General features: G+C 64.2%; 29 protein-coding genes. 19 read left to right on the top strand and 10 right to left on the bottom strand.

Annotated features, from left to right (window positions below; genetic code table 11):
• The first annotated feature begins 239 nt into the window (after positions 1-239).
• Complete coding sequence (locus V9L18_RS09885) at positions 240-1,529, top strand: adenylosuccinate synthase (RefSeq protein WP_337346991.1); 1,290 nt, start codon at positions 240-242, stop codon at positions 1,527-1,529.
• 85 nt (positions 1,530-1,614) lie between these two features.
• Here V9L18_RS09885 and V9L18_RS09880 read toward each other — a convergent pair whose 3' ends face one another.
• Positions 1,615-2,709, bottom strand: coding sequence for a LacI family DNA-binding transcriptional regulator (locus V9L18_RS09880; protein ID WP_337346990.1), 1,095 nt, complete (start codon positions 2,707-2,709; stop codon positions 1,615-1,617).
• A gap of 155 nt (positions 2,710-2,864) precedes the next feature.
• Between V9L18_RS09880 and V9L18_RS09875 the strand changes: the two genes are divergently transcribed.
• From V9L18_RS09875 to V9L18_RS09835, 9 genes are all read left to right on the top strand, one after another.
• Positions 2,865-3,731, top strand: a complete 867-nt coding sequence (locus V9L18_RS09875; protein ID WP_337346989.1) for an ABC transporter substrate-binding protein — start codon at positions 2,865-2,867, stop codon at positions 3,729-3,731.
• 112 nt (positions 3,732-3,843) lie between these two features.
• The gene (locus tag V9L18_RS09870) at positions 3,844-4,632 is read left to right on the top strand and encodes an amino acid ABC transporter permease (protein ID WP_337346988.1); all 789 of its coding nucleotides are present in this window, start codon (positions 3,844-3,846) and stop codon (positions 4,630-4,632) included.
• The gene (locus V9L18_RS09865) at positions 4,629-5,408 is read left to right on the top strand and encodes an amino acid ABC transporter ATP-binding protein (RefSeq protein ID WP_337346987.1); all 780 of its coding nucleotides are present in this window, start codon (positions 4,629-4,631) and stop codon (positions 5,406-5,408) included. The genes V9L18_RS09870 and V9L18_RS09865 overlap by 4 nt, the downstream gene beginning before the upstream one ends.
• Complete coding sequence (locus V9L18_RS09860) at positions 5,408-6,451, top strand: Gfo/Idh/MocA family protein (protein WP_337346986.1); 1,044 nt, start codon at positions 5,408-5,410, stop codon at positions 6,449-6,451. The genes V9L18_RS09865 and V9L18_RS09860 overlap by 1 nt, the downstream gene beginning before the upstream one ends.
• A gap of 45 nt (positions 6,452-6,496) precedes the next feature.
• Positions 6,497-7,621 carry an NAD(P)/FAD-dependent oxidoreductase gene (locus V9L18_RS09855; protein ID WP_337346985.1) on the top strand — a complete coding sequence of 375 codons (1,125 nt, stop codon included), beginning with the start codon at positions 6,497-6,499 and terminating at the stop codon, positions 7,619-7,621.
• Positions 7,622-7,900: 279 nt separating this feature from the next.
• Positions 7,901-8,239 carry a YegP family protein gene (locus tag V9L18_RS09850; RefSeq protein WP_337346984.1) on the top strand — a complete coding sequence of 113 codons (339 nt, stop codon included), beginning with the start codon at positions 7,901-7,903 and terminating at the stop codon, positions 8,237-8,239.
• A 300-nt stretch (positions 8,240-8,539) separates the two neighbouring features.
• Positions 8,540-9,091 (top strand): RNA polymerase sigma factor, encoded by a 552-nt coding sequence (locus tag V9L18_RS09845; RefSeq protein ID WP_337346983.1) that lies wholly within the window; start codon positions 8,540-8,542, stop codon positions 9,089-9,091.
• Positions 9,088-9,951, top strand: a complete 864-nt coding sequence (locus V9L18_RS09840) for a hypothetical protein (protein WP_337346982.1) — start codon at positions 9,088-9,090, stop codon at positions 9,949-9,951. Before V9L18_RS09845 ends, V9L18_RS09840 begins: the two co-directional genes overlap by 4 nt.
• 77 nt (positions 9,952-10,028) lie before the next feature.
• Positions 10,029-10,454, top strand: a complete 426-nt coding sequence (locus V9L18_RS09835) for a CoA-binding protein (protein ID WP_337346981.1) — start codon at positions 10,029-10,031, stop codon at positions 10,452-10,454.
• Positions 10,455-10,468: 14 nt separating this feature from the next.
• On the opposite strand, the gene V9L18_RS09830 is transcribed toward V9L18_RS09835, so the two are convergent.
• Positions 10,469-11,497 (bottom strand): isopenicillin N synthase family dioxygenase, encoded by a 1,029-nt coding sequence (locus tag V9L18_RS09830; protein WP_337346980.1) that lies wholly within the window; start codon positions 11,495-11,497, stop codon positions 10,469-10,471.
• Between the two features lie 45 nt (positions 11,498-11,542).
• Here V9L18_RS09830 and V9L18_RS09825 point away from each other — a divergent pair, with 45 nt between their 5' ends.
• The 5 genes from V9L18_RS09825 (at position 11,543) to V9L18_RS09805 (ending at position 14,563) form a co-directional block, all read left to right on the top strand.
• Positions 11,543-11,962 (top strand): MmcQ/YjbR family DNA-binding protein, encoded by a 420-nt coding sequence (locus V9L18_RS09825; RefSeq protein ID WP_337346979.1) that lies wholly within the window; start codon positions 11,543-11,545, stop codon positions 11,960-11,962.
• The gene (locus V9L18_RS09820) at positions 11,955-12,503 is read left to right on the top strand and encodes a DUF1990 family protein (protein ID WP_337346978.1); all 549 of its coding nucleotides are present in this window, start codon (positions 11,955-11,957) and stop codon (positions 12,501-12,503) included. The genes V9L18_RS09825 and V9L18_RS09820 overlap by 8 nt, the downstream gene beginning before the upstream one ends.
• Before the next feature lie 14 nt (positions 12,504-12,517).
• Entirely contained in the window at positions 12,518-13,141 is a 624-nt protein-coding gene (locus tag V9L18_RS09815) for a hypothetical protein (protein ID WP_337346977.1), read from the top strand.
• A gap of 66 nt (positions 13,142-13,207) precedes the next feature.
• The gene (locus V9L18_RS09810) at positions 13,208-13,501 is read left to right on the top strand and encodes a DUF503 domain-containing protein (protein ID WP_337346976.1); all 294 of its coding nucleotides are present in this window, start codon (positions 13,208-13,210) and stop codon (positions 13,499-13,501) included.
• A 120-nt stretch (positions 13,502-13,621) separates the two neighbouring features.
• Entirely contained in the window at positions 13,622-14,563 is a 942-nt protein-coding gene (locus V9L18_RS09805) for a hypothetical protein (RefSeq protein ID WP_337346975.1), read from the top strand.
• Positions 14,564-14,660: 97 nt separating this feature from the next.
• Here V9L18_RS09805 and purL read toward each other — a convergent pair whose 3' ends face one another.
• The 3 genes from purL to purS are packed head-to-tail and all read right to left on the bottom strand — an operon-like array spanning position 14,661 to position 17,993.
• A complete protein-coding gene (gene purL / locus V9L18_RS09800; protein ID WP_337346974.1) occupies positions 14,661-16,970 on the bottom strand; it encodes a phosphoribosylformylglycinamidine synthase subunit PurL in 2,310 nt (769 codons plus the stop codon).
• Positions 16,967-17,740: a phosphoribosylformylglycinamidine synthase subunit PurQ gene (gene purQ, locus V9L18_RS09795; protein WP_337346973.1), complete on the bottom strand. Its 774-nt coding sequence runs from the start codon at positions 17,738-17,740 to the stop codon at positions 16,967-16,969. Before purQ ends, purL begins: the two co-directional genes overlap by 4 nt.
• A gap of 1 nt (position 17,741) precedes the next feature.
• A complete protein-coding gene (purS, locus tag V9L18_RS09790) occupies positions 17,742-17,993 on the bottom strand; it encodes a phosphoribosylformylglycinamidine synthase subunit PurS (protein ID WP_056631212.1) in 252 nt (83 codons plus the stop codon).
• A 229-nt stretch (positions 17,994-18,222) separates the two neighbouring features.
• Between purS and V9L18_RS09785 the strand changes: the two genes are divergently transcribed.
• Positions 18,223-18,408, top strand: a complete 186-nt coding sequence (locus V9L18_RS09785) for a hypothetical protein (protein ID WP_066287203.1) — start codon at positions 18,223-18,225, stop codon at positions 18,406-18,408.
• Positions 18,409-18,708: 300 nt separating this feature from the next.
• Entirely contained in the window at positions 18,709-21,876 is a 3,168-nt protein-coding gene (locus tag V9L18_RS09780) for a S8 family serine peptidase (protein WP_337347120.1), read from the top strand.
• A gap of 97 nt (positions 21,877-21,973) precedes the next feature.
• Here V9L18_RS09780 and V9L18_RS09775 read toward each other — a convergent pair whose 3' ends face one another.
• The 4 genes from V9L18_RS09775 to V9L18_RS09760 are packed head-to-tail and all read right to left on the bottom strand — an operon-like array spanning position 21,974 to position 24,351.
• Complete coding sequence (locus tag V9L18_RS09775; protein ID WP_337346972.1) at positions 21,974-22,327, bottom strand: serine protease inhibitor; 354 nt, start codon at positions 22,325-22,327, stop codon at positions 21,974-21,976.
• Positions 22,324-23,277, bottom strand: coding sequence for a 3-methyladenine DNA glycosylase (locus V9L18_RS09770; RefSeq protein WP_337346971.1), 954 nt, complete (start codon positions 23,275-23,277; stop codon positions 22,324-22,326). The genes V9L18_RS09775 and V9L18_RS09770 overlap by 4 nt, the downstream gene beginning before the upstream one ends.
• A complete protein-coding gene (locus V9L18_RS09765) occupies positions 23,234-23,818 on the bottom strand; it encodes a serine protease inhibitor (protein WP_337346970.1) in 585 nt (194 codons plus the stop codon). Before V9L18_RS09765 ends, V9L18_RS09770 begins: the two co-directional genes overlap by 44 nt.
• A gap of 44 nt (positions 23,819-23,862) precedes the next feature.
• Positions 23,863-24,351, bottom strand: coding sequence for a MarR family winged helix-turn-helix transcriptional regulator (locus tag V9L18_RS09760; protein WP_337346969.1), 489 nt, complete (start codon positions 24,349-24,351; stop codon positions 23,863-23,865).
• A gap of 110 nt (positions 24,352-24,461) precedes the next feature.
• Between V9L18_RS09760 and V9L18_RS09755 the strand changes: the two genes are divergently transcribed.
• Both V9L18_RS09755 and V9L18_RS09750 read left to right on the top strand, forming a co-directional pair.
• The gene (locus tag V9L18_RS09755) at positions 24,462-24,656 is read left to right on the top strand and encodes a hypothetical protein (protein ID WP_376044731.1); all 195 of its coding nucleotides are present in this window, start codon (positions 24,462-24,464) and stop codon (positions 24,654-24,656) included.
• 116 nt (positions 24,657-24,772) lie between these two features.
• Positions 24,773-24,982 (top strand): hypothetical protein, encoded by a 210-nt coding sequence (locus V9L18_RS09750; protein ID WP_337346967.1) that lies wholly within the window; start codon positions 24,773-24,775, stop codon positions 24,980-24,982.
• A gap of 91 nt (positions 24,983-25,073) precedes the next feature.
• Here V9L18_RS09750 and V9L18_RS09745 read toward each other — a convergent pair whose 3' ends face one another.
• On the bottom strand, positions 25,074-26,432 hold the full coding sequence (locus V9L18_RS09745) for an aspartate kinase (protein WP_337346966.1): 1,359 nt from the start codon (positions 26,430-26,432) through the stop codon (positions 25,074-25,076).
• Positions 26,433-26,465: the final 33 nt, after the last annotated feature.

Genomic DNA, 26,465 nt, shown 5'->3' with positions numbered 1-26,465 from the left:
CGGCGGGGTATAAGCGATCTGGTGGCGTGTCCCTTCATGCCGGCGGCGCGCGCTGACAAGGGATAATCGGGCCCCATCGGCTAAACTTGGGTGGTAAGAGCCCCGGAACTCTTGCATTGCCAGGCCGCACGTCGGGATGGCAACGCTGGTCCATTCGGGGCATTCTCATGAACGGCGCCGCACCAGCCTGCCACTTCGGTGGACGGACCGGCCGGCCCGAACGAATGGGGGAGGATCCCATGCCAGCAATCGTGATCGTAGGAGCCCAATGGGGCGACGAAGGAAAAGGCAAGGCCACTGACCTTTTGGGCGGCCGGGTCGACTACGTCGTTAAGCCGAACGGCGGCAACAACGCCGGGCACACCGTCGTCGTAGGCGGTGAGAAGTATGAGCTCAAGCTCCTTCCTGCCGGCATCCTTAGCCCCAACGCGGTCCCGATCATCGGCAACGGCTGCGTGGTGAACCTTGAGGCCCTGTTCCAGGAAATCGACGGACTCCAGGCCCGCGGCGCGGACACCTCCAAGCTCCGCGTTTCGGCCAACGCACACCTCGTCGCTCCCTACCACCAGGTGCTGGACAAGGTGACAGAGCGTTTCCTTGGCAGCCGCGCTATTGGCACCACCGGCCGCGGCATCGGCCCCGCCTACATGGACAAGGTGGCCCGCCTGGGCATCCGTGTCCAGGACGTTTTTGACGAATCGATCCTCCGCCAGAAGGTGGAAGGGTCCCTGCGCCAGAAGAACGATCTCCTGGTCAAGATCTACAACCGCCGCTCCGTTGTAGTGGAGGAGATCGTGGAGTACTTCCTATCCTTCGCCGAGCGCCTCCGCCCGCTGGTGATCGACAGCACGCTGGTCCTTAACAACGCCCTGGATGAGGGCAAGGTGGTCCTGATGGAGGGCGGCCAGGCAACCTTCCTGGACGTTGACCACGGCACCTACCCGTTCGTCACCTCCTCGAACCCCACGGCTGGTGGTGCTTCGGTGGGCTCCGGTATCGGACCCACCCGCATCTCCCGTTCCATCGGCATTATCAAGGCCTACACCACCCGCGTTGGTGCCGGCCCGTTCCCCACCGAATTGTTCGATGAGATGGGTATGTACCTGCAGAAGACCGGCGGTGAGTTCGGCGTCAACACCGGCCGCCCCCGCCGCTGCGGCTGGTACGACGCCGTCCTGGCGCGCCACGCCTCGCGCGTCAACGGCTTCACGGACTACTTCGTCACCAAACTGGACGTCCTGACCGGCATCGAACAGATCCCGGTGTGCGTGGCTTATGACGTCGACGGCGTCCGCCACGACGAAATGCCCATGACGCAGACGGAATTCCACCACGCCGTGCCCATCTTCGAGTACTTCGAGGGCTGGACCGAGGACATCACCGGCGCACGTACCCTGGCGGACCTGCCGGAGAACGCCCGCAATTACGTGCTGGCCCTGGAGAAGCTCTCCGGAACGCGTTTCTCGGCGATCGGTGTCGGCCCGGACCGGGACCAGACGATCGTGGTCAACGACCTCATCAACGACTAGCTTTTACTGAATTACGACGACGGCGGGTCACCCTTGGTTCCAATGGAACCTGGAGGGTGGCCCGCCGCTTTGTCTTGCCCAGCGGTCAACCGCCTGCCGGGCTGTAAACCTCAGCGCTCTTCGGGGCGCCCACGGAACCGCGGCGAATCAGGCTCGCGGTCAGGGGCGGGCTCTCAAGGGAGGGTTTCCTGCCCTCAATTTGCCGGATCAACGCGGTTGCCGCGGCTTTCCCCATGTCGTACACAGGCTGGGCAATGACTGTGAGCGGGGGAGTGGTCAGGCGGGTCCACGCAAAATCGTCATACATCAGCAGCGAAACATCCCCAGGGATGGAGAGGCCTGATTCCTGGATAGCCTCCACAACGCTCAAAGCGATGAGGCCGTCCGAGGCGATGATGGCCGTGGCTGCGTCCGGACCCGCAAGCAGGTCCTTGGTAATACTCCTGATGGATTCCGCACCGCCTGCGTTGAGCCGGACCAGGTCCACGGGCTGGGTCAGGCCCTCTTCTTCGAACGCACGACGGATGCCCTCCAGCCGGTCCGAGATTTGCGAGGAGTCCAACACCATTCCGGGCACGTAGGGCCCATCGGTCCTGACTGTCGAGACGAATGCGATGCGGCGGTGCCCTGCCTCGATGAGGTACTTCGTGGACTCGAAGGAGATAGCGGCCATGTCCACGGCAAAGGTTTCAGCGTCCAAGCCCTCAGCAGCGCGATCCAGCAGAACCAGCGGGCGGCCGGAGTCCCGCACCCGCTGCAAATGCTGGCTCTCCACTGACGAGGCCGGCGCCACGATCAGGCCGTCCACGCGCTTGTCCAACAGTACTTGGACGGCCTCGACCTCCGCAGCCCTCTCCTCGTCGGTGTTGATCAGGATGACGTTGTAGCCGCCCTTCTTTGCGGCGTCGGTGATGCCCCTCGTAGCCAGGCCGAAGTGGGGGTTTTCGATATCACCCACCACCACCCCTATGGTGTTCGATTTCCCCGTATTCATGCTCCGGGCAAGCTCGTTGGGGCGATAGGACAATTCCTCCGCGGCGGCCAGGACCCGCTCGCGGACATCATCGCTGACTGCCCCGTAGTTACCGAGTGCGCGTGCGGCCTGGGCTTTGGATACGTTGGCCGCTTTGGCGACGTCAGCGACGGTGATGTCCCGACGCCTTGAACCAGTGGTGCTCATTGAGGCCTTTCGGAAGGGGGCTTGACGGCCCGTGTGGCTTGGGTTACATTTTTTACAACCCACTGTGAGTCCGGTCTCAATCGTAGCCGGTGAGACCGGACTCAGCAAGGGAATTACCCAAAGGCCTTAAGCCTCCTTCTGATTGGACAACTGCTGTGACTAAAGGACTGAACTACCGCCGCGGGGGGATCGTTGCCGCCGCCGTTGCGGCCCTCTTTGCATTTTCGGGCTGCGCCGGATCAACCCCGGCCTCCACAGGCCCGAGCGAAGAAAACCCCTACGGGCTGATTCAGCCCGGCACTATCCGGGTCGCCAGCCTGGGCGACTCGAAGCCGTACACCTTCGCCGACGCAAGCGGGAACTTCACCGGCTTTGACGTTGAACTCTTCAAGGATGTGGCTCACCGGGCAGGCGTTGACAATGTGGTCTTCACCGGTCAGGACTTCTCCGGCCTGCTTGCCGCGGTCGCCAACGGCCAGTTCGACGTTGGTGTGGCTGCTATTGGCATCACTGACAAGCGCAAGGAAACTGTCGATTTCTCTGACGGCTACCTCGCCGGTTACCTGACCGTCATCACCACCAAGGACTCCGGCATCAAAGATGCAGATGGCCTCGCTGGAAAGCGGCTCGGGGTAGTGCAGGGAACACTCCAGGAAGCCTACGCAGTGAAGAACTTCACCTCCGCCAGCCTGGTTCGCTTCCCGGACAACAACACCGCCATCGCCGCCGTGAACAGCGGAACGGTGGACGCCCACTTCCTGGACTACGAGGCCGCAAAGGCTTACCAGGAGCAGCACGGCCTGGTCAGCGCCGCGGACATCCCCTCCTTCGACGCTCCGGCCGGTTTTGCCATCGCGAAGGACAAGCCGGCCTTCAAGGAGGCACTGAACGAGGGACTCGCAGAAGCTATGGAGGACGGCACCTGGAAGAAGCTTTACCAGAAGTGGTTCCCGGGATCTCCGATGCCCGAGCAGTACCTGCCCAAAGCAGAACAGACTGCTACTCCTGCCCCGAGCAAGTAGCCACAACACGCTGGCCGGACCGCCGGACTCATGGTCCGGCCGCCACCCACCGGGCGGACCGTAGTTCGCGGTCCGCCCGGGACTCACAAGCTAACTACGTCTGAGAGCAACCATGGACTGGCTTAACACCATCATCCGCACGTTTTTCGACTTCGGCGCAATGGCCGAAGTCCTGCCCCAACTCCTCGGTGTGGGGCTACTCAACACGCTCATCATCTCCATCGCCGCCACCGTCATCGGGCTGGTCCTTGGAATGATCGTCGCAGTCATGGGCATCTCACCGTCCAAATGGCTCCGGATCCCAGCCCGGATATATACGGATCTCTTCCGCGGCCTTCCGGCAATCCTTACAATCCTGCTGATCGGTCAGGGCTTCGCACGCTTCAGCCAGTCAATCTTTGGTCCTTCGCCGTACCCACTGGGAATCATTGCCTTGAGCCTGATCGCCAGCGCGTACATCGGCGAAATCTTCCGCGCCGGGATCCAAAGCGTGGACAAGGGCCAAGGTGAGGCCTGCCGCGCGCTGGGCATGAGTTACGCAAAGTCCATGGCGTTGGTAGTAGTTCCGCAGGGCATCCGGCGTGTCCTGCCTGCCCTCGTAAACCAATTCATCGCCATCGTCAAGGATTCGTCCCTCGTCTACTTCCTGGGCTTACTTGTCAGCGAACGTGAGCTCTTCCGCGTGGGCCAGGACGCCGCCGTGTTGTCCGGAAACCTTTCCCCGCTGGTCCTGGCCGGCATCTTCTACCTTGTGATTACGGTCCCGCTGACACACCTGGTCAATTACTTCGACAACAGGTTCAGGACCGGTCGCCGCCGCCCGGCTGCCCCCAGCAGCGGCTTGAAAGAAGTCAAAGAACTCGACGCGGCCTCGCCGCTGATCACCGGGAGCAACACATGAGCCTCGCATCCAACACCGCAAACCCTGCCGCGTCCTCGAGCTACACCTTTCACGGCTCCAGCCTTGAACTGAAGAGCCTCACAATGGCCTACGGGGACATCGAAGTGCTCCGCAACGTCAGCCTCACCGTGGCCCCCGGTACCACAACGTGCATCATCGGGCCGTCCGGTTCGGGCAAGTCAACCCTGCTCCGCGGCGTCAACCGGCTCCACGAACCAAAGAGCGGCGACGTGCTTCTGGCCGGCGAAAGCGCCCTTAAGGTCAAACCGGACCTGCTGCGCGCCCGCATTGGCATGGTGTTCCAGCATTTCAACCTCTTCCCGGACCACACTGCCCTCGAAAACGTGGCCTTGGCCCTGTGGAGTGTCAAGGGAATGTCCAAGGCCGACGCGAGGGAGCGGGCCCGCCGCAGCCTCGCCGAAGTGGGTCTTGCTGAGCGGGCCGATCACCGCCCACGGGACCTCTCCGGCGGCCAGCAGCAGCGCGTCGCCATCGCGCGGGCCCTCGCCATGGAACCTGAGGTGATGCTGTTCGACGAAGCCACCAGCGCACTGGACCCTGAGCTGGTCAAGGGCGTGCTGAATCTCATGGCCGGGCTCGGAAAACGGGGCATGACCATGCTGGTGGTCACCCACGAGATGGGTTTCGCCCGAAAGGTGGCCGACCAAGTGGTCTTCATGGACGAAGGCGAAGTGGTGGAGGTTGGCACGCCGGCCGAACTTTTCGACAACCCACGCAGCGAACGACTGCAGCGGTTCCTTTCGGAAGTCCTGTGATGGGTAAGGTAACCGCGGCCCCACTCCGGACCGCCGTCGTTGGTTTCGGTGTCTCCGGCAAGATCTTCCACGCGCCGTTGATCGCCGCGGACCCGAATTACTCGCTGGACGTCATCGTGACGGCAAACCCGGCGCGTGCCGCCGAGGCCGCCCGGCTCTACCCGCAGGCACGAATCGTTCCCTCCCCGGAGGCGCTGTTCTCCCAGGCTTGGGACCTGGACCTGGTGGTGCTCGGCACGCCGCCGCTCACGCACCTGGAACTGGGCGCCACGGCCATCGCTTGTGGACTCAACGTTGTTGTGGACAAGCCTTTCGTCATCACAGTCGCCCACGGTGAGGAGCTAATTGCCAGGGCGTCCGACGCCGGTGTGCAGTTGACGGTTTTCCAGAACCGCCGGTGGGACGCTGACTTCTTGACGCTCCGGAAGTTGCTGCAGGAAGGAGCCCTCGGGGAGGTGCACACCTTCGAGTCACGCTTTGAATGGTGGCGGCCGGAAGGCTTCGGTAACTGGCGTGATTCATCCACGTTGGCCGAGGGCGGCGGAATCCTCCATGACCTCGGCGCCCACCTGATCGACCAAGCCATCCAACTCTTTGGGCCCGTGGAGGTGAGCTACGGGGAGACGGCGAACAACGGCCACTGTCCGCATGCTGCCGATACCGAGGCCTTCGTGTCGCTACTGCATGAATCGGGCGTCAGGTCCCGTCTGTGGATGAACGGCCTGGCCGCCCAGTCAGGACCCCGGTTTCATCTCCTCGGTTCGAAGGCCGGTTACACGAAGTGGGGCTTGGACAGCCAGGAACCGGCGCTCGCAGCCGGCATCACGCCGTCGGATCCTGCCTATGGCGTGGATCCCCAGGAGTCTTGGGGGCTACTGGGAGTGGACGGCACAGCCGTCCCCGTTCCGGCGGAAAAGGGTCATTATCCGCGCTTCTATACCGAACTCGCAGCTTCCCTTCGGGGCGAAGGGCAAACTCCCGTGAACCCCGCCGAAGTGCTGGAAACCCTCAAAATCATCGAAAGTATTCACGCCTTCGCGTAAGCAAGGCGCGTCGCAAGCATCCGGAAACTAAAGAAAGGGAGAACTATGTCCTCCAGCGCTACCAAGCAGGTCGCCATCATCGGGGGCGGCATCATGGGCGTCTCCACCGCCGTCCACCTTCTCCGCCAAGGCGCCTCCGTGACGCTGTTGACTGAGCAAGGTCTGGCCAGTGAAGCCACGGGCCGGTCACTTTCATGGCTCAACTCAGCCGGCGAACGTTCCACCCCCTATCACCAGCTGCGCGTTGCCGGCGTGGACAGGTACCGGACACTCTTCGCCGCCGACCCTCGCCGAGACTGGCTCCAGTTCGGCGGAGGACTTATGTGGAACGCCGCCGGGCAGGTCGAGGTCACGGAAGCCCGCCACGCCTACGAGCAGTCAATCGGCTACGATTCCAAGCTGCTCGCGCCTGGGGAGATCGAGACGGTCACCCCTGGCATCGACGCCAGCGCTGTTCCGGAGAAAGCAATCTTCAACCCCGGTGAGGGCTGGGTGAGCCTGCCGGACCTGGTGAACTTCCTGATGGAGGAATTCCACGCCCTTGGCGGCCAGCTAGTGCTCAATGCGGGCAAAGCCTCGGTGATGGTCGACGGCGGCCGGGCCACCGGCGTCGAAACTGCTGCCGGTGAGACGTACGGAGCAGACGCGGTTCTGGTTGCCTGCGGTGCCGCGACACCCGCCGTCGTGAAACCCCTCGGCGTAGAGATTCCCAACGGCTCCCCGGTCTCCATGCTCGTAATCACCAAGCCGGTGGAACACCAGGTAACAACGGTGATGAACACACCGCGGGCGGCCGTGCGTCCCAACCCGGGCAACACCTTCGCCCTGGATCATGACTGGTACGAAGACCGCATCACCGAGCATGCCGACGGCTCCTTCAGCATCCCGGACGAAGTGGTGCAGGAACTTGCTGACGAATCATCCAAACTGATCGCCGGCAATCCCGAACTCAAGCCCGCGTCCTGGAAGATCGGTTACAAGCCCATCCCGGGCGACGGCGAACCCGTCTTTGGCGAACTTGGCCAGGTGCCCGGCTGCTTCGTCGCCTTCACGCACTCAGGTGCCACGCTGGGGCTTATCGCAGGCGAACTGCTCGCCTGGGAAATCATGACGGGAAACAAGCACCCGATGCTGGCCACGTTCCGTCCTGGCAGGTTCTCCCAGCGCTGACGCGTCAGGGGTACGGCGGCGGCGGGTCACCCTTGGTTCCAATGGAACCTGGAGGGTGGCCCGCCGCTTTGTCTTGCCCGGAGTTGAACGCAATTTACAAAGGGTTAACCCGGCCGGTCTTGTGAGGCTACCGACGCTGCCGAGAGACTTGATGTACAAGCTGAACAGATCAACAGATCGTTCGACCATACCCGTGGGAGCCCCTCGCAGCGATGCGTCCGGGACGTTCGGTGGCGAAGACGTTGCCGGGCCGAACCCCACAAACCGGAAGGATTCACCATGGCCGGGAAGTTCGAAGTTTTCTTGGATTCAGAGTCACGATTCAGGTTCCGCCTCAAGGCCCCGGACGGTGCTGTGATGGCTGTGTCCGAAGCTTTTGAGGATAAGGCCGCAGTCGCCGCCGGGATTGCCGCCGTGCGCGAGTGCGCCGGAACCGGGTTGGTGACCGATCTCTGTTCGGCCACCAACGTTGTCCAGGCGGCCCCCGGGGTGGTCCCTGCCAAGGTCCAGCCGAACTGTGATGACCAGCGCGTGCCCGCAAACCGGGTGCACTCCTTCGTCAATGCCAAGGGATCGTACCGGCCGGCAACTTCGCCGCATTGGACCGGAGCAGCCTAGGGAACCGATGGCACGAAAGACACAAAAAAGTTTTGTGCCAGCGCGTAACCTTTGCAGGGCCTGCAGCGATTACCTTTATGAAGCGCCGGGCTGGAACCTGTCCCCCATCATGTTCCAGCCCGGCTCTTTTCTGCTTCGGCAGGTCGAACGGGTGGCAAGCTGGCGATACCGAGGATGGACACACAGTCTCGGCGGCCTGGGTTACTGCGGGGTAAAGTTAGTCGGGCAAGGGCATTCTGCGAAAGCGTCACACGCCCTAGACTGAGCAAGCAAAGTCCCCTCCACCGAAAGCCTACGTCCGTGACCGATGCGCTGACTGACGACGTGTTGCGGGCTAATGCCCGCGATTCGGAATTCTTCAGCCTCGTGTACCGAACTTATGCGTCACAGGTCCTGGGCTATCTCACAGCCCGCGGTGTTGAAGATCCGGAGGCTGTTATGCAGGACGTCTTCCTCGCGGTCCTTCCCCGGCTGGAGACCGTCAGCGGCGGTGTGCAAGGCCTGCGCACGTTCATCTTCTCCGTAGCCCACGCCCGGATGGTGGACGACCACCGTCGGCAAAGCCGCGCCCCCGCAAAGCTGCCGTTCGATGCCGAACTGGACCTGCGCGAGGAATCATCTGCTGAGGCCGAAGCCCTCGAAAGGGTCTCGCCGTCGGAAGTCCTGGGCCTCCTGCAGGGCCTGCTTGATGAGCAGAAAGAGGTGCTTACGCTGCGCATTATTGGCGGCCTGACAGTCGACCAGGTCGCTGCTGTCATGGGGAAGAGCCCGGGGGCCGTTAAACAGCTCCAGCGAAGGGCCTTGAACAGGCTCCGCGAGGAAACCTCAGTGAAAGAATACGTGGCGCCATGACTTCTCAAGCCAGCCGTCTGCTGGACACCGTGGATGAAATGCTCCTCGACGCCGGCCAGGCGCAGGACACCAACCTGCGTGCCGCGCTGTTGTCCCTGGGAAGCCTCGCTTCCATGCCGGCTCCTCCTCCCAACGCGCAGCTTGCCGCCCTGTTGGGCTCCCGCCCGGATGAGCTGTCCTGGCGTCGCAGGCTGCGCCGGCACCGGACCACGATCGTCAGCCTGGCGGTTGTTGCCGGGATGGGACTCGGCGTCACGGGGGTGGCCGCCAGTGCGTCCGGGCCCGCGGATAGGTCCAGCGTGTCCGTCCAGCACCTCCTGGAGGATTGGGCGCCTTCGTGGAGCCTGCCGGAACTCCCCTTGGCCGCCCCCGGCGCTGGGTTCGTCACGAAACCGGAACTGGAACCGGAACAGACGGCGCCGGCAGGTCAGGACGCCGCGGCGGATTCCGGTGGGCCCGGCAGACACCAGGAGTCCCCGGCGAGCAATGTTCCGGACCAGGCGGCCGTTCCAGGCAAGTCTCCTGGGGCGCCTGGAAAAACAGGCTCAGCCGACGGCGGCGCTGACGCCCGCCATAAGCCTGCTACCGCAGCGGCAGGCACGGAATCGTCAGGCACGGGGCCGGCGGCTGCGGAGCCAAAGATTCCGGGGCAACCCGGGACCCTGCCGGACACTACTGAAGCCGCGGCCACCACTGAGGAAGCTGCCCGGCAGGAGCTGGAGAAATCAGCGAAGCTAATGTCCGGCGTCGTGCCCGAAAAGGCCGTGGCCGGAGGGCCGGGCGAGGAATCGGCGAGGAAGTCGGGGATCCCCACGAAAGCGGACCCCGGCGCCAAATGGCTGAAGAAGTTCAACCGCTAGCCCCCACGCTCCGTGGCCGAGTCCGTCATTCATTTCTTCGGAACAAGGCCTTTGCGTCTGCGGCGTAGGCTTGCCTCATGGGCCACACCAACGATCCTGCAGTTATTGAACGCCTAATGCGAAACAAAGGGCGGTGGGCCATTGTGGGCCTGACCACCAATGAGTGGCGGGCTGCCTACGATACGTCGCTGTTTATCCGGGACGGGCTCGGCATGGAGATCATTCCGGTGAACCTGCCCGGAGATGCTGTGCATGGCGAACCCGGCTACCGCACCCTGCGCGACATTCCGCCGGAAAAGCAGCCCATCGACGTCGTTGATTGCTTTGTGAATTCACAGAAGGTCGGTGCCGTGGTGGACGAGGCGATTGCCGTTGGCGCCAAGGCGGTGTGGCTGCAGCTGGGTGTCATTGACGAAGCCGCGGCGGAACGCGCCAAGGCGGCTGGCCTGGACGTGGTCATGAACGTTTGCCCCGCCCAACAAGCATGGAAGTACAACCTCTGACCCTGCCCGGCGCGTCAGTTCTTGATCAGGTCCGGATAGTGCCTCTCGGTAACGTCCGGGTGGGCGCGCATCCTGCCTTTGAGCATGTTCATGCCGAACGATGCGAGCAACGGGTTGGACGGGTCATCCGATATTCCGCGCGCCTGAGCCTTCAGCTCCGGCGGCAGGGGAACGGGATCGATCACGGCATCCAACCGAGGCGACCAGAAGAACGGCACTGAATAACGGTCGACGCCGGGCGGCGGGGCCTGCACCCGGTGGATCGTTGCTGCGAGATAGCCCTCAGTGGCTACTTCGAGCATTTCGCCCAGGTTCACCACAAGTGCGCCCGGGAGGGGGTGCACGGGTGCCCACTCTGTTGCGCCGGGCGGCAGGACTTCCAGGCCGCCCACGCTGTCCTGCAGGAGGAGGGTGACGAACCCGTAGTCAGCGTGCGAGCCCACTCCCTGGTCACCGGCCGCTTCCACCACACCGCCCACATAGTGCACCAGCTTCCCCATCCACGCTGGTGTGCCTGCGAACGGTTCGTCGAAGTAGTCTTCCGGCAACCTGAGCGAAACGGCGATGGCGCGCAGCAGTTCCATGCCAACCTCGGACATCAAGGCGGCCCACGCCATCGCGGCCGGTTCCAGTTCCGGCAAGGCCTCTGTAGGCCACATGTTGTGTCCCTGAAGCAGCCAGTAGGGCTGGTCCGCCGGATAGTCCGGGACGGGCTCGCGGTCCGGAGAGTAGTCGATCTGTTCGCGGGCATCGGCACGGCCCTGGGTGACCTCTGTGCCCATCCGCGTGTAGCCACGGAAATGCGGTGAGAGCCGGTTATCCAGCTTCATCCGTTCCTCCAGGGGGAGAGCGAAAAAGCGTTGGATCAGCCGAAGCAACTCCTCGGCCTGGCCCGGCGAGGCGCCATAGCCGGTGAGCTGGAAGAAGCCAACCTTGTGAGTGGCGTTCCGCAGCTCTTCGATAAATTCCGGACTAAAGGGACCGTAGGGTTGGCGTGCGGCGCTCAGGTCCAGAACAGGGATGGTCGCCTGGTCATGTGACATGCTCGCAGACTAGCACCGGGGGCGGCCGCTTTGTAGGCTCACTGGATGGACCAAGCTGAACTCCGCGAAATCTGCCTGTCATTCCCTGGTTCGTACGAGGACTTCCCGTTCGGACCCGAAACCTCGGTGTTTAAGGTCCGGGCGCACGTTTCCGGCGGTGCCCGGCACGAGGCCAAGATGTTTGCGGCGTCCGCGATGGACCCGGACGACTGGTCCGTAAGCCTCAAATGCGAGCCCGCCCTGGCACAGCAGCTGCGCGCCGCCCATCCGGAAATCACGGGCGCGTGGCACATGAACAAGAACCATTGGAACGGCGTGCGCCTGGATGGGGCCCTCCCGGACGCCATGGTCCGGGACATGGTGGAGGATTCCTACGATCTGGTGGTGGCGTCACTGAGCCGCAAGCAACAGGAGCAGCTGGGGTGGGCGCGGTTGACCGGGTCCCAGGGTTCGTCCGTTGACTAAGAAGCGGTTGGCCGCAGGCAGGCTTGATTACCCCGGTGTCGGCGCCACAGAGAATGGCCGTCCACCGGCGGGGTACCCCTGCCTGGTCTTCCAGGCCTACCTTGGCGACGGTCTGGAAGTCTACCGCCGGGTGGCGCAGGGAATCCTGACTTGGGAGCTCCAGCGCCGGTCAGGGCTGCGCGTCCGGGCCGAATCCGACGTCGTCAAGCCCGGCACACGCGTGGTGAGCGGGTTCGGCCTCGGGCCTTTCCGCATCAACGCCCCCTGCGAAGTGGTATGGGTCAGGCGGCCCGTGCCGGGCGACGGCCCGCAGTCTGCGGGCTTCGGTTACGGAACGCTGCCCGGACATCCGGCGCGCGGCGAAGAGGCATTTGAGGTGGAGATTGACGACACAGGGCAGGTGTTCCTGAAGATCACCGCTTTCAGTACGCCTTCCAACTGGTTCTACCGCACCGGTGGTTTGGTGACCCGGGCGGCGCAGAGGCACGTCACTTCCCGATACATTGAAGGGGCACGCCAACTCGCCGCAGGTGAAAGCTGATCAGGAGAAGGTACATGCTGGACCAAGAGACCCTTGACCGACTATGGAAAATTCAGGATCCCGGGCTGTCCGAGCAGCGCTTCAGGGACGCCCTTGCCGACCCCGCCTACGACGCCGACGAAAAGGCCGAACTCGCCACGCAGTTGGGGCGGGCCATCGGCCTGCAAGGACGCTACGAGGAGGCCGATGCGTTGCTGGACTCGGTGGACGGAGACGAGCCCACGGTGGGAGTGCGGATCCTGCTGGAGCGCGGACGCATCCTGAACGCCAGCGGTCACGCCGCCATGGCCGTGCCCCTGTTTGAGCAGGCAGCGGAGCTGGGTGACCACCTGGGCGAGGAGTACCTCGCTGTGGATGCGTTGCATATGCTCGCGATCGCAGACGCAGCGCATGCCGAGCTCTGGACCAAGAGCGCCCTCGAATACGCCTCCACTGCCCACGACCCCCGCACCCGGCGCTGGATGGTGGCGCTGCACAACAACCTGGGCTGGGCCCTGCACGGCGCCGGCCGGTTCACTGAGGCGCTCGTGGAGTTCCAGTTGGCCGAACAGTGGGCCGAACGGACCGGAACACCGGCGCAGCAGCAGTCTGCGCGCCAAGGGATCGAAGCCTGCGAGCTCGCACTGGCTGCAGGCTGAGCAGGCCCTTTTGGCCCCTCAAAACGGCAAAAAGGGCTCAGGGGGAGTAATCGATACGATTGGTTCATGTGGATCGGCTGGATTGAATTCGACATCCTCCTGGGCGACGTCCAGAGCCTGAAGGAAAAACGCTCCCTCATCAGGCCGCTGCTGGCCGAGCTCAAGCGGCGCTTCGAAGTGTCAGTTGCCGAGGTGGGGGACCACGAGCAGTACCGGCGCTCGCAGGTAGGTGTTGGCCTGGTGGCAGCAGACCGGGCGCATCTCGTGGAGGTCCTCACCGCCGTCGAACGCTTTGTGGCCTATCGTCCGGAACTTGAACTCCTCAGCGCCCGGCAGAGGGAACTCCACAGCGAGGACTAACCTGCCATCGATTGCTCCATAAGCGCCCTTTTAACCCCTCAAAACGGCGCCTACGGAGCAATCGATGGAGGTTGTGGATAACTTCTGCGGCGGACCGCAGCATTCTGGTCTGATGAATCCATGAAGACCCCGCGCCTGCTACCCGACGAACTCCAGGGACGTCCGTTCACAGTCGCCGACGCGGCGCGCGCCGGGGTCTCGGACAAGCGGCTGCGGCACCGAACTCTGCATCGTCTGGGCAAGGGGATCCTGTCGGAAAGCCCGACGGCGGACCTCCCCTTGAGCATCAGGGTGCGGCCTTTCATCGAGGTCAACGTCCGATGCGCCGCATCGCACCTCACTGCGGCGGAACTGCTCGTGCTGCCGCGCCGCCAGCAGAAGGGAAAGCCGGATATGTTTCATGTCATCAGGCCCGAGGGAGAGGCCCACCTGAATCGGCCGCACGTCATTGTGCACCGAATGAAGCTTTTTAGCGACGAGGTCACCACAGTCGACAGGATCCCGGTCACCACTCCGGAGCGGACCTGGCTGGACATGGCGGAAATGCTGACGGTCGACGAGCTTGTGGCCATGGGGGACAGCTGCGTCCGGATGCCACGGCCGGAGTTCGAGGACAGGGACATGCCGCTGTGCAGTCTGGCTGACCTGCAACGGATGATCGATCGGCATAAGGGAAAGCGCGGCCTCCGCAAGGCGAAGGAAGCGATCAAACTGATCCGTGTGGGTTCCGATTCGCCGCAGGAGACACTCCTTCGGCTGGCCATGGTCAGGGCCGGGCTGCCGGAACCGGAATTGAATGTGCCAATCATCGGCGACGACGGTCTGAGGCACCATGACCCGGACCTTTCGTACCGGAAGTACCGGATCGGAATCGAGTACGACGGTGAGCACCACGGCGAGGAGGGGCAGGTCGTCCGAGACATCGCGCGTTCTGAAAGCTACGGGGCGTTGGGCTGGACGGAGGTCCGCATTTCGAAACGGCACATGTTGAACGACGCCAAGCCTGCGATCGCCAAGATCCGCACGGCGTTGGTCCAGGCCGGGTGGCGCAAGGGCCGTTAAGCAACGATTGCCCCGCAACCGCCGTTTTGAGGGTTCAAAAGGGCGGCTACGGAGCAACCGATGGAGGGGCCCCACACCGTGAGGGAGGCGGTGGGGACTAGCCGAAGTACTTCGGCAGGGTGGCCTCGTGCGCTTCGCGGAGCGCGTCAAGCGACATGGTGTCCACGCCGTTGATCTCCAGTGCGTTGCTGTCCGCGTCCACTACGCCGATCCGCACGTGGGCGAAACCGCGGGCGGTGCACATGTCGGTGAACCGGACTTCCTCGGAGCGGGGCACGCCAACGACTGCGCGGCCCTGGGTTTCTGAGAACAGCGCCGTGAAGAGGTCCACGCCGTCGCGGTCCAGGACGTCCTGCAGGGCGATCCGGGCGCCTACGCCGTAGCGCAGTGAGGACTCAACGAGGGCTGCCGCGAGGCCGCCTTCGGAGAGGTCGTGCGCGGAGTCCACCATGCCGTCGCGGGATGCGTTGATCAGGATCTCACCCAGCGCACGCTCGGCGGCGAGGTCAACCTTGGGCGGCAGCCCGCCGAGGTGGCCACGCAGGTTTGCCCACTCGGAGCCGTCCAGCTCCGCTGCAGTCGTACCCAGCAGGTAGATGGCCTGGCCGTCCTCGCGCCAGCCCGCCGGCGTGCGGCGGGCGACGTCGTCGAGCTTGCCCAGCACTGCCACCACAGGGGAGGGGTGGATCGGGGTGGTCCCGGTCTGGTTGTACAGCGAGACGTTGCCGCCAGTGACGGGGATGCCCAGCACCATGCAGGCGTCGGACAGGCCGCGGATGGATTCCGCGAGCTGCCACATGACATCCGGGTCCTCGGGGGAGCCGAAGTTCAGGCAGTCGCTGACGGCCATGGGGACAGCGCCGGAGGTGGCCACGTTGCGGTAGGCCTCGGCCAGGGCAAGCTGTGCACCGTGGTACGGGTCCAGGAACGTGTAACGGCCGTTGGCGTCGGTGGCCAGGGCGACGCCAAGGCCGGTTTCTTCGTCCACGCGGACCACGCCTGCATCATCCGGGAACGCCATGGCGGTGTTGCCGCCGACGTAGCGGTCGTACTGGTTGGTGATCCAGTCCTTGCTGCACATGTTCGGCGATGCCACGAGCTCGGTGACTGCGGCGGCCAGTTCTGTTGGAGTGGTGGGGCGGCCAGCATCCTGGACCGACCCGGTGAAGGTGTCGGCCTGGAGGGCATCCTGCCACTCGGGGCGGGCGAACGGGCGGTCGTAGACCGGACCGTCGTGGGCCACGGTGCGCGGGTCGACGTCGACGATGACCTCGCCGTCCCAGGTGATGATCAGGCGGCCGGTGTCAGTCACCTCGCCCAGCCAGGAGTACTCCACGGCCCACTTGTCCATGACCGCTTCGAAGGCGGCGATGTTCTCGGGGGTGACTACGGCCATCATGCGTTCCTGCGACTCGGACATCAGGATCTCGCCCGGAGTCAGCGTGGGGTCGCGCAGCAGGACGGAGGTCAGTTCAACTTCCATGCCGCCGTCGCCGTTGGAGGCGAGTTCCGACGTGGCGCAGGAAATGCCTGCGGCGCCGAGATCCTGGATACCCTCAACGAGGGAACCCTTGAACAGCTCCAGGCAGCACTCGATCAGCACCTTCTCGGCGAACGGGTCACCCACCTGGACAGCGGGGCGCTTGGAGGGCTTGGTGTCGTCGAAAGACTCGGAGGCCAGCACGGAGGCGCCGCCGATGCCGTCGCCGCCGGTGCGTGCACCGAACAGAACCACTTTGTTGCCCTTGCCGGAGGCGTTGGCGAGGCGGATGTCCTCATGGCGCATGACGCCGACTGCCAGCGCGTTCACCAGTGGGTTCCCCTGGTACACGGAGTCGAACACCATTTCGCCGCCGATGTTGGGCAGGCCCAGGGAGTTGCCGTAGCCGCCGATACCGGCGACCGCCCCATGCATGACGCGCGCGGTGTCCGGGTGGTCGATGGCGCCGAACCGCAGCGGGTCCATGACAGCCACCGGGCGGGCGCCCATGGAGATGATGTCGCGGACGATGCCGCCAATGCCGGTTGCGGCTCCCTGGTAGGGCTCCACGAACGACGGCGAGTTGTGGGACTCGATCTTGAACGTCACGGCCCAGCCGTCGCCGAGGTTGGTGACGCCGGCGTTTTCGCCGATGCCCACCAGCATGTCTTTCTTCATTTCCTCGGTCACCTTGTCGCCGAACTGGCGCAAGTGGTTCTTGGAGGATTTGTAGGAGCAGTGCTCGCTCCACATGACGGAGTACATGGCCAGTTCGGCGCCGGTCGGGCGGCGGCCGAGGACCTTCACGACTTCGTCGAACTCGTTCTGCTTCAGGCCCAGTTCCGCCCAGGGAAGCTCGGTGTCCGGCGTCTTGGCGGCGTTCTCGACGGTGTCGATATTGAACTTCTTGGTGGTTTCCGTGGTCACTTGGCGCCTCCCACAATCTTGTTCAGGACGGAGGTGAAGAAACCGAGGCCGTCGGTGTCCGAGCCGCCGATGCCATCCAGGGACTCGGGGCCGAAACCGACCTCGACGGCGTGCTCGGGGTGCGGCATGAGGCCCACCACGTTGCCGGCGGCGTTGGAGATGCCGGCGATGTCGCGGCGCGAGCCGTTCGGGTTGAAGCCTACGTAGCGGAACACCACGCGGCCTTCGGTTTCGAGGGCGTCCAGGACTTTCTCGTCCGCGATGTACTGGCCGTCCTGGTTCTTCAGGGGCACGGTGATTTCCTGACCGGCCTCGTAGTCCAGGGTCCAGGCGGTGTTGCTGTTTTCAACCCGCAGGACCTGGTCCCGGCACATGAACTTCAGGTGGTCGTTCTTGATCATGGAGCCGGGCAGCAGGTGCGACTCGGTCAGGATCTGGAAGCCGTTGCAGATGCCCAGTACGGGCAGTTTGGCATCGGAGTTGGCGGCGTCGATGATCTTGGACATCAGCGGCGCGAAGCGGGCAATGGCACCGGCCCGCAGGTAGTCTCCGTAGGAGAATCCGCCGGGAATCACGACGGCGTCAACGTCGGCCAAGGCGGTGTCGGCGTGCCACAGTGGCACTGCAGTGCCGCCTGCCAGCCGGACTGCACGGGCGGCGTCGCGGTCATCGAGGGTGCCGGGGAAGGTGACGACGCCGATCCGGGCACCCGCGAGCCGGGGCTCAGCGGCGACGGCGACTGCCTCGCCGATCAGGGGAAGTTCAGTCATCTCAGGCCTCGACGACCTCGACGTTGACGACGTCTTCGATCACTGGGTTGGACAGCAGGGTCTCGGCTGCTTCGCGGGCCTGGGCCAGGATTGCGTCGGTCACCTCGCCGTCGACGGTCAGTTCAAAGCGCTTGCCCTGGCGGACAGAGCTAAAGCTGGTGAAGCCCAGCCGGGGAAGTGCACCCACGATGGCCTTCCCCTGCGGGTCCAGAATCTCGGGCTTGGGCATGACGTCAACAACGATCCGGGGCATCCGGCAACTCCTGTGCGTGAGCATTGGGTAAGGGCGCAGCGGAGTGGTGCCGTCTCACGCCGTTCCGCTGTGTTTAGGGGACCGTGCTTTTGGGCATGGCCTTTGAACGGTGTGGACGGGCGCTCCGCGAGCTTGCTAGCCCATTCTACCGGGCATAGGGCCGCACTCTGTATTCGGCGGAACGACGGCGGCTCTGGCACTGCGCGCGGACCGTCACTAGGATTGCGGAATGGCTGAGAAATCGAAATCCGTGCTGTTGCCCGTGGTTGCCGTTGCCGTTTTCGCCGGGCTGGGCCGCATGGTCCTGCAGAAGATCAAAGCGGACAGGGCCGCCAGGGAATCCCGGGTGGCGGGCCCCGTCGACGAAAAGACCCGGCAGTGGATCAGCGAGGTCGTCCGGACACCGCGCCAGTAGGCGGTTCCTTGTGTGACACCAGTTTTGCCAGTGGGCGGCTCCTCAGGGGGCCGCCTTTCTTGTGCCCGCCCGAGGACACCGGCCATTGCCATGACAGCAAAATTGACAAGTCTAAAAAAGTCATCTGTGGCTTATGTCATATTCGTCTCTCAGTCTGTACTGTTTGAATCGGCTGGTCTCCCCGGGTTACAAGATCTGTAATTACGGTTGTCGTCTTCCAGCTGCCTCGGGCCGGACGCGTGCCGGGCCGTGCCTCGTGAAAGGTGTAGTCGAAACGTGAAATTAACTGGAAAGAGCCCCATGCGGGGCGGGGGGTTCCGGAAAGCGACGGCGTTGGCTGTGGGTTTGCCGCTTCTCCTCTCTTCGATGGCGTTGAGCCCCGCTACCGCGGCGCCCGCCGAACCAAACACCGTAGTTACCCCGAAGACCATCAACCCCAACGACTACCCTGCGGGCCGCTACATCGTGGTGCTCGCCGGGAAACCGGCGGCCACTTACGACGGCGGGACTCCTGGGCTTGCGGCCACGAAACCGCAGAACGGCCGCAAGCTGGACGCTGAACGTCCCGAAGTCCAGCGCTACCAGGCCCACCTCGAAAACCAGCAAGAGTCCGTAGCCGGCGCGGAAAACATCCAGATCAAGCACAAGTACACGGCGGCCATCAATGGGTTCTCGGCCGATCTCACTGCAGAGCAGGCCGTGAAGCTCGCCAAGGACCCCGCCGTGCTGATGGTTGCTCCGGACACAGAGAACGCCCCGGACTACTCCACCACGGACTTCCTCAAACTCAGCGGAGCGAGCGGCCTCTGGAACACCACCTTCGGCGGCCAGGAGAATGCCGGCAAGGGTGTTGTGGTGGGTGTCATCGACTCCGGATATACGCCATCCAACCCGTTCTTTGCCGGCGACGACGTCCAGCCGCTCAACGGCGAGCCCCAGGTAGGCGTCCCCTACCGCACTGCGGACGGCAAAATCGCCATGCTCAAGTCCGACGGCGACACGTTCGTTGGCGACTGCCAGAAGGGCCAGGGATCGGGGGCAACTTTTGACGGCAGGGACTGCAACTCCAAGGTACTCAGCGCCCGCTACTTTGCCGACGACTTCCTGAAGTACGTCGCGCCCCAGAACCGCGCGCCCGAAGAGCTGATTTCTCCAGTGGACGTCGGGAGCCACGGCACCCATACGGCCAGCACGGCGGCAGGCAACGCAAACGTCCACGCCAACCTGGGTGCCACCGACATGGGGATCACCAGCGGCGTGGCACCGGCGGCAAAGGTTTCCGTCTACAAAGTCTGCTGGGAGGATGACAACCCGGACACCGGCGGCTGCTACAGCTCGGCCTCCGTGGCTGCAATCAACCAGGCCATCCTCGATGGCGTGGACGTCCTGAATTACTCCATCTCCGGCAGCACCTCCACCACCACGGATCCGGTTGCGCTGGCTTTCCTCTCCGCAGCATCGGCCGGAATCTTCGTGGCGGCATCCGCCGGAAACTCCGGACCCACCGCAAGCACCGTGAACCATGGCGCACCCTGGCTGACCACGGTGGCTGCAAGTTCCTTCTCCACGGAACTGCAGGGAACGGTCGAATTCGAGGACGGAAGCAAGTTCCGCGGCGCCAGCCTGATGGCAGCCCCCGTTCCCGCGAGCAATGTGGTTCTGGCCGCAAATGCTGCGGCCGCCGGGGCATCCAGCCCTGAACTGTGTGCCTCAAACGCGCTGGACCCTGCCAAAGTGGCCGGCAAGATCGTGGTCTGCGACCGCGGAGTTGTTGATCGCGTTGCCAAAAGCGCCGAGGTGAAGCGTGCCGGCGGCATCGGGATGATCCTCGTGAACCTGTCCACCTCCTCGGAGGACCTGGACCGCCACTCAGTACCCACAGTGCATGTGAACCCGCCTGCCACACAGCAGATCAAGGACAAGATCACAGCCAATCCAGCCATCAAGGTGGCCCTCGTGAACAAGGACACCACCGGCCTGCCGGTGGCTCCGCAGCCACAGGTTGCAGGGTTCTCCTCGCGCGGCCCGCTGCTTGCCACCGGCTCGGACCTGCTCAAGCCTGATGTGGCAGCGCCCGGTGTTGCCGTGCTGGCGGGTGTGTCACCGATCGGCTCGGGCGGCGACCAGTTTGGCATGATGTCCGGAACTTCCATGGCGGCGCCGCATGTCGCCGGCTTTGGCGCGCTGATCCTTGCCAGGAACCCCAACTGGTCTCCGGCCACCGTCAAGTCGGCCATGATGACCACGGCAGGCGAGGTCAAGAACGCCGACGGCAGCCGCAACGGCGACGTTTTTGCCACCGGCGCCGGCCAGGTGGACGTGGCCCGGGTCCTCGATCCCGGCCTGGTCTACGACAACGCCGAGGAGGACTACCTGAAGTTCATCCAGGGAACGGGACTTGACCTGGGCATTCCTGACCTCGGCAGCACTGCGCCCAGGGATATGAACGTCGCCTCGTTCGCGCTGGGAGCCCTCACGGGCAAGACGGAGGTCACCCGGACGGTCACTGCTTTGACGCCGGGTGTCTACCGGGCCAGGGCCGACGTTCCGGGCATCAAGGTGACCGTAACGCCGTCGATCCTTAGTTTCAGCGCCGCCGGCGAGAAGCGCACGTTCAAGGTGAAGTTTGAGAACACCAGTGCGGCCCTGGGGCAGTTCGCCATGGGCAGCCTCGTCTGGCAGGGTGCGGGCAAGAATGTGGCATCCCCCATCGCGGTACGCCCCCAGGCCGTGGTGGCCCCGGCAAACCTCGCGTTCACCTCAGAGGGTGGCACGGGGCAGGGCGGAATCCCCGTTGTTTCCGGCACCAACGCACCCGTGAAGATCACGCTGGACGGCCTATCCAAGGCTGACTCGTCCGCCATCGAACTGGTTCCCGGACCGCTGGCACTGGAAACCGACGAGTCGAACTTCGCCAAGGAGGTCACCGTCCCGGCCGGGTCGCCATTGGCCAAGTTCTCTGTTTACTCAGCGGATGAATCGGCCGACTTCGACATGGTGGTCTTCAACCCGGCGGGACAGGTACTCCTGGCCCAGACGGCCTCCGCCAGCGAGTCCATTTCCGTACCCAATCCGGCAGCCGGCGTGTACACGGTCTTCGTGAACCTCTATGCAAGCCCGAACGGGCAGCCCACCAAGGCTTCGGTGGATGCCGCTGTGCTGGGGGCCAACGTCGGAAACGCAACCGTGACGCCCAACCCGCTGCGGCTGGGCAACGGCCAATCCGGGATAGTGAACCTCCAGTGGAAGGACCTCGCTGAAGGCTCCTACATTGGCCGCGTTACCTTCGCTGGCTCCAGCACGCCCACCTTCGTTTCGGTGGCGGTCACCCCGGGTGGCGCCGTGGTGGTTCCGGACGACGAATCATCCGACGAGCCCGCCGGCGCGGACAAGAAGGACAAGGTCAAGAAGGAAAAGAAGAAGCAGGAGGTCCCGGAGTTCTCCGGCAACCGCAACATGGATCTCTGATCCCCCTGTACCTGATCCACCTGTAAACAACACCAGGGCGCCGCCGGTTCCGATGGAGCCGGCGGCTCTCTGCTGCTAAGCGCGTTGCAGGCTGGCGTTATGTCTCACCGCGGGAACCCGGGGTCCCGCCGAGCAGCGGCGCCATGGCACGCCACCGGGAAATTTCGCAGCCGTCGGTGCGCCGAAAGGTGACGTTGACCGGTCGGCCGTTGATGGAGCCGGTCACCACGGCAACCTGCGGCCCGCCGTATTGCTGTGTACACAGTTTGGGGGGACCCGGCCGGGGAAAGAAGATGTCCTCGCCGAAGGATTCAACGGCAGCCAGGGCGCCCGCCGGATCAGGCAGGGTACTGCCGCCTGCAACCCTGCCGTCCTGGGCAATCAGCCGGAACTCGTGCTCGGGGGCATCGGTGTCTTCCCGGAGCCTGATGGTGAGGTCAAGCCGGCTCATGCCGGGCTCGCCAGGCTGAGCGGAGCAAGTTCCCGCGCAAGGCGTTCACGCAGCTCAGCGGCCTCTGCCGCAAAGGCCCGCTGGTGTTCAACGTAGGCGGCCTTCCCATCCGGGGTTTCGATCGGGATCGCAGGGTAGCCCCACTCCGCGAGGTCGTAGGGTGAGGCCTGCATGTCCATGGCCCTGATCCGCCAGGACAGCTCGAAGCAGTCCATCACCAGTTCACTGGGCAGTGCGGGCAGCAGTTTGTAGGCCCACTTGTAGAGATCCATGTTGGCGTGCAGGCAGCCAGGCTGTTCCATGTCCCGCTGGTTCTCCCGGCTGGGTGCAAGCTCGTTGCGCGGGATGGCGTCCGGTGTGTAGAAACGGAACGCATCAAAATGCGAACAACGGATCCGGTTCTCCTCCACCACCTTGTCCGTCCCCTCCGGTCCGAGCCTCAGCTGAAGGTACTCGTGGCGCAGGTCGAATTTGTCCTGGCGGTAGACCATGGCCCACTCGTGCAGCCCGAAACAGCCGAACTGGGCGGGACGGGCTGCTGTTCCTCGAAGAATAATTTCCGCGAAGGCGACGGCTTCACGGCGGTCGGCCAGGAAGGTGCTGCGGTCAAAGGTGACCGCAACAGTTCCCGCCGGCAGTCCGACGGCGGCGAGCTCGCCGTCGTCGAGCGTTCTGTAGTGCTTCCAGCCGCTGCGGTGGGCGGCCGCCTCACCGGCCAGCACGACGCCGGCTCCCGGATGCCAGCGCAGCAGCTGGCCTGGCTTCTGGGTGTAGTAGGTGAACAGGAAGTCCTCAACCGGGTGCTTCCGGCCAGCCGACCGGCGGGCAAGGTAGGGGTCGGAATAACGGCGGACGCGCTGGACGTGCGCGGCTTCGCGGGCCTCGCAGTCCCCGGCCGCCAGGAGGCTAAGCTGCTCCACCGCTGGAGCCCAGGACGGGCTGTGCTGCATTCCAGGCGCTGATTTCGCAGCCGTTGGTCCGGGCAAACGTGGCATCCACGGGGGTATCATCCACAATTCCGGTGACGGTTGCCGTTTGCGGTCCGCCGTACTGTTCAGTGCATGCCTGTGCTGTGTTCTTGGTACTTGGACTCAGGATCGACGGGTTCTCCTTGAGCGCACTGCAGGCCGCCTCGGGGCCGGGGTGCTTGCTCTCGGCCGACGGCACGCCGCCCTGGCACACAAGTGTGTAATTGAGGGCCGCTTCGGTATCCGAAGGCTTGACCATGATGGCCAGCTCCGCGTTTCCTGCCCCGGGCCCGGCCGGGGGCCCGGTCGGCGCCGGCGGTGCAGGCGCGGGAACGGACGTCTCGGTATCCGGGGCGGTTGTGTCCGACGGCGTGGCCGTGCCAGTTGACGTGGGGGACGGGGCTGACGACGTTGCGGACGGGGCTGACGACGTGGGCTGGCCCCCGCCTGCTCCCGCAGAACAGGCCGTCATCAGGCCTGCTGACATTGCCACGGCCACCATTTGGATCAGCAATTTACGCACGCGCCCGGCCTCCTCGGATTGCTCCCATTCTACTGCCGTGCCTTCTACTGCCAGGTCGCTGGCTTACCGCCGGTCGTCCCGGCGGTGGCTGCGATCAACCCCATCATGGCCGCATGCAGCTTGGCGACCTGGTCCCGCGTCAGTCCCAGGCGCTCCATCATGGTGCCGGGGACCGCCAAAGCCTGCTGACGAAGCGCTGCACCGGCCGGAGTCAGTTCCACGGCAAGGGCCCGTTCGTTTCCGTCTACGCGTCGGCGGGTGAGAAGTCCCGCGACTTCGAGGCGCCGCAGTAGCGGGGATATGGTCGCGGGTTCTTGGGCGAGGGCCTCGCTGATGTTGCGCACGGTCCGGGGGCTCTCCTCCCAGAGGCACAGCATGACCAGGTATTGGGGGTGGGTCAGCCCCAGTTTCTCCAATACCGGTTTATAGGCGCCCACTACGCTTCTGGACGCCACTGTCAGGGCGAAACAGAGCTGGTGTTCCAGAAGCAGGTCGTCCTGCTCGGGTGAGCCCGTGGCCAAGGTGGTGGTCATCACTGCCTCCAATAGTTAGTGCACTAATTATTAGCGTACACTGGAATGACGAATACGGTTCTGTCGAAGGAGTCACGTCAGTGGTCAAGGACAATGCATCACAGCGGTTCATGCGGGCAACCGGCAAGCTTCGGGCCATCTTCGGACCGGCCAACCGCAGCTCCCTGGTGCACGACATGACGGAGGAGAACCGGAAACTGCTGGCCCAGCGTGAAGCGGAGAGCCAGCAGTGGGAGACCCTGCACCGCCCCGACGGCAGCACCTACGTGGTTCCCAAGAACCCGGAGGATAAGTCTTTGCGCTGAGCGCAGGCTCCCGCCGTTCCGGGGCCTTTTTGGCCTGTCGGGCGTAAAATAAGGGCACTGGCCCCCTTGCGGGACCAGGGGACTTTCGCCCGGGACGTGGGAAGGGGGTGGAAAATATGGCGCATGCACTCACCCGCTTTATGAACGTGACCGACCGGTTACGGTTTGTCTTTGGACCTGCGACCCGCCTGGATCCGGACGCGCCGGTAGTTCACAAGCATGATGAGTTCGAGCAGGCCTCCGACGAGGATCTCTCCCACTTCGAAGTGGAAACCGATTCCGAAGGCCACCACTATGCGGTCCGGCGTGAAGACCTGAATAAGTGACCAGCTCGGGCCTTTAACCTCAAAAGCCGCCCCGCACATGCTGCGCGGGGCGGCTCCTTTTTGAGCGCTTGGGGCCTCTGAGGGCGCGCGCCTAGCGGCCCGTTCCGCCGTACACGGTGGCTTCGCTCTCACTGTCGAGGTCGAACGCCTTGTGGATGGCGCGCACGGCATCGTCGAGCAGGTCAGCGTGCGTGACTACCGAGATACGGATCTCGGAGGTTGAGATCATGTTGATGTTGATTCCGGCAGCGGACAGCGCCTTGAAGAAGGTTGCGGAAACACCCGGGTGTGAACGCATGCCCGCGCCGATCAGCGACAGCTTGCCGATCTGTTCGTTGTATTCGATGTTTTCGAAGCCGATTTCGGCCTGCGCCGCCTTCAGCGCGGCCAGCGCATCCGCGCCTTCAACGATGGGCAGCGTGAAGGAGATGTCGGTCCGGCCGGTGCCGTGCGTCGAGACGTTCTGGACGATCATGTCGATGTTGGAGTGGGCGTCGGCGATGACCTGGAAGATCGCGGCGGCCTTGCCGGGGATGTCCGGAACACCCACCACGGTGACTTTGGCTTCGGAACGGTCGTGCGCAACGCCGGAGATGATTGGCTGCTCCAAGGCAACTCCCTCTTGAGTGGTGATCTTGTCTTCGGCGCTGGGGATGACCCAGGTGCCTTCGTGCTGGCTGAATGAGGACCTGACGTGCAGGGGCACGCCGAACCTACGGGCGTACTCGACGCAGCGCAGGTGCAGGATCTTGGCACCCGAGGCGGCAAGCTCCAACATTTCCTCGCTGGAAATGGTGTCGATCTTCTGGGCGGCGGGCACCACACGGGGGTCTGCGGTGTAGATCCCGTCGACATCGGTGTAGATCTCACAGACGTCGGCTTCCAGTGCTGCGGCCAAGGCCACCGCAGTGGTGTCCGAGCCGCCGCGGCCCAGGGTAGTGATCTCGTTGGTGGTCCTGCTCATGCCCTGGAACCCGGCCACAATGGCGATGTGTCCCTTGTCCAGCGACGTGCGGATGCGGTGCGGGTCGACGTCGATGATCCTGGCCTTGCCATGGATGCCGTCGGTGATCATGCCGGCCTGGGATCCGGTGAAGGACTGGGCCGAAGCACCAAACTTGTTGATGGCCATCGCCAGCAGGGCCATGGAGATACGCTCGCCGGCGGACAGCAGCATGTCCATTTCGCGGGCGGGGGCGGAATCGGTGACCTGGCCGGCGAGGTCCAGCAGCTCGTCGGTGGTGTCGCCCATGGCGGACACAACGACCACCACTTCGTTGCCGGCCTGCTGGGCATCAACCACGCGCCGGGCTACCCGCTTGATGCCCTCGGCGTCCGCAACGGAGGAGCCGCCGAACTTCTGGACAATCAGCTGCTTAGTGACGGCACCGCCGTCGGACCGCTCCTGCGGCTGGGCTGCGGTGTGCACTTCGGTAGTGGGCGTACTCATGCGCGTACCTTCACTGAATCAATCGGAGTTCTG

The organism is Pseudarthrobacter sp. CCNWLW217, from assembly GCF_037203985.1.
GTDB lineage: Bacteria > Actinomycetota > Actinomycetes > Actinomycetales > Micrococcaceae > Arthrobacter.
This window is presented reverse-complemented; position numbering and strand designations above follow the sequence as displayed.